The sequence below is a fragment of the Thermoflexus sp. genome, from assembly GCF_042408365.1.
In the GTDB taxonomy this organism is placed as follows: Bacteria; Chloroflexota; Anaerolineae; order Thermoflexales; family Thermoflexaceae; genus Thermoflexus.
This window is the reverse complement of record NZ_JBHOQJ010000251.1, coordinates 1-5301: the sequence shown is the minus strand read 5'-3', so window position 1 is coordinate 5301 and position 5301 is coordinate 1. Positions and strand designations below refer to the sequence as shown.

The 5301-nt window shown below is 60.8% G+C and carries 3 protein-coding genes; 1 reads left to right on the top strand and 2 read right to left on the bottom strand.

The annotated features are described in order from the left end of the window. Positions 1–194: 194 nt before the first annotated feature. Positions 195–1793, bottom strand: coding sequence for a murein biosynthesis integral membrane protein MurJ (gene murJ / locus ACFMO5_RS11575; RefSeq protein ID WP_376792907.1), 1599 nt, complete (start codon positions 1791–1793; stop codon positions 195–197). Positions 1794–2227: 434 nt separating this feature from the next. On the opposite strand from murJ, the gene ACFMO5_RS11570 reads away from it, so the two are divergent. Continuing rightward, a complete protein-coding gene (locus ACFMO5_RS11570; RefSeq protein WP_376792906.1) occupies positions 2228–3133 on the top strand; it encodes a sensor histidine kinase in 906 nt (301 codons plus the stop codon). 84 nt (positions 3134–3217) lie between these two features. Here ACFMO5_RS11570 and speD read toward each other — a convergent pair whose 3' ends face one another. Next, on the bottom strand, positions 3218–4741 hold the full coding sequence (gene speD / locus ACFMO5_RS11565; protein ID WP_376792905.1) for an adenosylmethionine decarboxylase: 1524 nt from the start codon (positions 4739–4741) through the stop codon (positions 3218–3220). Positions 4742–5301: the final 560 nt, after the last annotated feature.

Here is a 5301-nt window from a genome sequence, read left to right as displayed (position 1 = left end):
CGATCTCCAAAGGCGCCCAGCCCACCCCAAGATATGTTTTATCCCCCCTCCCCACGCCCTTCGGGCCGTGGGGAGGGAGGCCGTTTGTAGTAGGGCGCTTTAGCACCTGTTTTGGGTCATCTCTCCTAGCCCCCGAAAACCCCGCTTGGACTCCAGTAGATAGTAGATCGAGCACAAGCAACCCGGGCCGATTTCTATACACGGACCCAAAGCGCTCGAAGGGCAGGCATCCAGGTTAACCCGGCCAGGGTTAAACCATAGATCAACAGACCCAAACCGCCGATAATGAACAAGTGAACCGCTTCCCCAAGATGGGCCGATAGAGGAATCGGGAGGAGCAGCCTAGGCCAGGCGAACGCCACCCCCAGTGCCATCACGATGGAGGCGATCAAAACCCGCATCGCCAGCCGGGTCAGGCCATACGAACGCATCGTCCCCATGCGACGGACCAGCAATATGCCCATCAGCAACGCATGCGCGGCCCACTGCACCGAGTTGGCTACCGCGAGGTCGGTCACCTGCAACGGGCGGAAGAGCGTGGGGGCCAGTGCAGCCACTAGATAGATGCCCACGTTGCAAATCAAACCGACCACCGCGGGAGTAAAGGTGTCTTGCCGGGCATAGAAGGCGAAGACCAACGGCTGATCGATCGCCGCAAAAATGAGGCCTGGAAGATACCCGCGTAGAATCCCGGCCACCACCGCGGTGTCCGCCGCAGTGAAGCGGCCATGCTGAAACAGGAAATCGATCACCGGATCCGCCAGCACATATAGGCCAAAGGCAGCGGGGGTGATCACCACGACCACCATCCGCAACCCGGCGGCCAGGGTGGCTCGAAAGAGCTCCGGGCCCTCCGACCCACGCCGCGCCTCCACGCTGAATCGGGACAGTCGGGGAAGGATGGCCACTGAGATGGCGGTTACCACCAGGCCCAAAGGGAACTGGACAAGCGTGGTCGCATACCGCATCCAGGCAATACTGTTCGGGCCGGTGCGGGAGGCCAAGTGATAGCTCAGCAGGATAGCGATCTGATTGACAGCGAGCCCGAAAACGACGGGGGAATAAAGCCGGAGAATGCGCAACAAGGCGGGATGATACCATGATAGCTGAGGCCACAGGCCATGCAGAGCAGGTAGCTGCAACAGCACTTGGAAGAAGGCTCCGGCCACCATACCCAACGCCAGGGCGGTGACCCCCAGCCGCTCCCCCAGCAAAAGCGCCGCAGCAACCATCGCGGCGTTAAAAACCGCCGCGGTGAAGGCCGGCAGGGCGAATCGCTGAAATGCCTGGAGGAGCCCGCTGATCACCCCGGCGGTCGCAATCCACCAGACCGCCATGATCGTCCAACGCAACAGTCTGGCCGTGAGATCCAACAGCTGGGGATCCAGGCCCCCAGCCAGCAGCCAAGCCACCGGCCGTGCGGCAAGCCCGATGAACAGGACGGCAGCCCCCATGGAGAGCCAGACCCAGACCAGGACAGCGCCGACAAGCCGTCGGAGCTCCGGAAGTCGGTCCGTGTATTCGCGGAAGACGGGGACCAAGGCGGAGGTGACCATCCCACCGACCAAGAGATCGTAAAGCTGGATCGGGACCACAGCCGCCGCCTCGAAGGCGCTTAACGGCCCACTGGATCCGAACAGCTCGCTTTTCACCGTCTCCCGCAGTAACCCGATGAGACGACTGGTGATATTGCCCGTGGCGATGATCAAAGCATCCCGGGCCAGATAGATCGTTTCAATCTCCCAGGGGGAGAGCCGACGGATCGATTTCCGGAGCTGGCCCCAACCGTTCATTGCTTCTCAGTCCCCGCGTCAGGATGGCAAAAGGGCTCCGAGCGCTCCAGCGCGTTCCCAGACGCTCGGATAGGGCCCGTAGGTTAGGAACTGGACCTGCCCGGTAGAACATCATCAGGCGGGTGCGCTTGCACCATGATCTTGAGTTTATATCACCCATTGGCGCTCACGTAAGTTTTGCGTTTGGAGATGGCCTTTCCCCTTGCTTCCCCTCCCCACTCCAGGGAGGAGGGCGGATGATCTGAGGGCCCTGCGGATAACCCGGCCCCATGTGGGTGCCCCCACATGGGAGCTTCTACCCCGTCCCACAGCTACACCCCACCGATGCGGGCACCCCATGCCTGGCCCGAAACTCCGGCAGCTCACAGCATTTGGTTGTTTCTTTCCAAAATAGATAAAATGGAAGGAGGATCCTCTCCCAGTGGGGGCGGTGCATGGGCCATCCGCGTCTGACACCCGATGAGTGGCTGTCTCGTTTAGAGCAGCAGCTTATTTCCGCCTTTCGGGAGCTGCGAGGGCTATATGAACAGGAGCGGGCCAGACGAGAGGAGCTGGAGCAGGCCTATCGACGGTTGAGGGATCTCGACGAGCTAAAGACTTCCTTCATCGCGCGGGCCGGTGCGGAGCTCCGACAACCGCTGGGGCTGGTGATCGGCTTTCTGGAGGCCGCCCTAGGCTACTTAAAAGCCCAGAACAATGCAGAGCCGGTGAACATGCTGGATGCGGCTTTGCGGGGAGCGTATCGATTGCTGGATTACATCGCCCCTCTGGCCGCCTTCGCAGAGCTCCACCGGCAGCCTGTCACCTTTGTGGAGCCGATCCCTTTGAATCAGCTGATCCAGGACATCATTCGGACCTATGAACCCGAGATGTCTGAAAAGGAGATCGAGCTCCATGTTCATTTATCCCCCGAAGCCGCGGAGACATTTGTGGATGGGCCTTATGGTTCTTACATTCTGCGCACCTTGCTGGATTTACTTTTCGCTATCCATCCAGAGGGGAGAAGGATTGAGCTCCGGGGTCAGGTGAAGGAGTCGGTATTGCTGGTTGAGATTGTGAACCCTCAAGCCCGTCTGTCTCAGGAGGTCCTGGCCTGGCTGAACGAGGGGGCGGCGGGGGGCCTCTATCCTCAACAGGTCGGGGCTCGCATCGATCCTGCCATGGTCGGTCTGGTCATCGCGAAGCGAGCCGCCCAGGCGCTGGGCGGGGATCTCTTCATTCGCAGCGATGAGGAGCATGGGACAGTGCTCAGTGTGCTCCTCCCGGCACGCCCCATGGACATTGAGGATCAGATCTCCTTGCTGAGCCAGGCGCTGGAGCGTCTGCCCCCGAAAGAGTGAGGGGTCGATCTTCTCCGAATGCACGGAACTGTTACATGAAGCTCGAGGGGCGGGGGTCTCCGACACCCGCCCCGTCTTTCAATCTCAAAGCCCCACTGGAAGCTCTCGGGGACCCAGAGAGGCCGCCTCGGTTTCCGGGCGCAGGGCGGGGAGAACCATCAACGGTCCCAAGCCACGCTCCAAGGTGATTTGAGCAGACTCGGCCGGCTGCAGATAATCCTTCAGCACTTCGACGATCACCTCCGGATCCGCCTCCCCACATGTGAACACATCCACCGCCACGTAGGCATACTCCGGCCAAGCGTGAAGGGAGATATGGGATTCCGCAAGCAGCACCAGAGCGGAGAAACCATCTGGGACGAAGCGGTGGATCTTCATATTCAGCAGTGTGGCGCCTGCCTTGCGCACTGCGTGCTCCAGGACCTGCTTGAGGTTCCGCAAGGGCTCCCGGTTCTGGCACTTCCAGAACTCGGCGATGATGTGTCGGCCCAAAGTCACCTGCGTCGGGAACAAGGTGGGGGCAGGCGTCATCACTGAAGCCATCAACGCAGTATCCACATCCGGACTGCGCCACACTTTGTCGAGGGCATCCTCATCTTCATAAAGCTCCCGCCCCCCTTCAATTACATAATCCTCTGGGGGCTGGAATTCGGGCAGCGTCTCCACCCGGAAAAACGTCGAACGATACCATGGGGTCAGCGAAGGACGGGCGAAAGGTGGGAGATCCGGGATGGGCTGCTCCTCCGGCTCCTCCCAGTTGGCGTAGAGGCTGAAGTCCGGCAAGATGTGGGTGAAGGCGATGGCGTGCCGGTTCAGGAGCTCCCGTTCCCAGACATGCCACTTGCCGATATTCGACTCGATGCGAGTGATGCCGAAATAGCCAGCGTGGCCCTCCCCCTTCTTCAGGCACATGAATCCCTTTTCCAGAAACAGAAGGAGCCCGTGCTCGGTTTCCGTCGGATCCGTCAGGAAGGTATCGAACCGGCCCAACAGCTCGGGGGGAAGGCGCTCTGTCAAACTGCGACAGTAAACCGTGATGTTCAAGCCGGCGCGGCGGGCGGCCTGTTCGATGAAAGCGCACAGACGCTGATCGATCTCGATCACCACGACCGAGCGGGGTAACCCGGTCAAGGCCAACGCGAGGCTGGCCAGGTCATCATCCCCTAGCACCACGATATCCTTACCTTCCACATCCCCTTGGGCGACCATGAGGGCAACCCGGCGCATCACCGAATCGATGGTCTGATACCCCTGGTCATAAGCCGCCAGGGGCTCCGGGCGACCCCTCGCCAGCTCTTCATAGCGCCGGGTCACCTCTTGGAAGAGGCCCAGGTGAACCCCGGTCCCCTGGCAATCCAAACAGCGAACGTCGGGCGCGACCTGGACCCCCAGGTCGCGGGCCAGGGCCTGGCCCTGCTCTGTCAGCCGCAGACGCTGGCCATCGAAAACGAGGGCACCGGCATGGAGCAGCTGCTGAATGCCTTCCACCACCCGTGGAAAGGGGAGCCCCGCGGTGCCGGCGGCCTGCCAAGGGTCCCCTTCCCGTAGGATGGCGCGCAGAAGCCGGGCCAGCTCCGAGCGCCCCAGGGTCAGGATCTCCCCCGCCATCGTTCACCTCCTTTCTCCGGAATGTTGATCGGCGCCTTCCGGCACCTGATGGGAAACGGCTCCGCACGCACCGTCCCCTACAAAGCAAATAGGCAGCGCGGGTTCCGCACCCGGCATCATCGGAGGCGCCCGACGTATGCCAAAAGCCGGAACGGCTGCCTATTTGGTTAAGAACAACACCCTTGAGGGCTGCCCTAGGAAGCAAACAGAGCCCTCAACATGAATCCCTTCCTCCCTGGAGAGAAACGAACGTTAAAAACACCCCGCCGCGAACAACGGCACTTTAGCGCCCAACGAACCACAGGGAGGAGGGATCAAGCTAGCCTACAAGGTTCCTAAGAAACCCTTAAACCGAATTGGGCATAAACCCTTGTGGCGGAGAACAACTGGGCCGCGAAGAAGGATTATACCAGGAGTTTTCCCATTTCACAACTATGAAGTTACGCAGGGCGTGTCCCAGATTTATAGGGGGTAGCGCCCTATGTCAAAAATTCAACGGGGCTACGCGGTGAGGGGAATTGCTCCACCTCTCTTTCCCCTCTCCCCGTGCGGCAAAGCCG

Excerpts from the sequence above, each read along its gene's own strand:
- ACFMO5_RS11570 (WP_376792906.1), top strand. The coding sequence starts at position 2,228 with ATGGGCCATCCGCGTCTGACACCCGATGAGTGGCTGTCTCGTTTAGAG.
- speD (WP_376792905.1), bottom strand. The coding sequence starts at position 4,741 with ATGGCGGGGGAGATCCTGACCCTGGGGCGCTCGGAGCTGGCCCGGCTT.
- murJ (WP_376792907.1), bottom strand. The coding sequence starts at position 1,793 with ATGAACGGTTGGGGCCAGCTCCGGAAATCGATCCGTCGGCTCTCCCCC.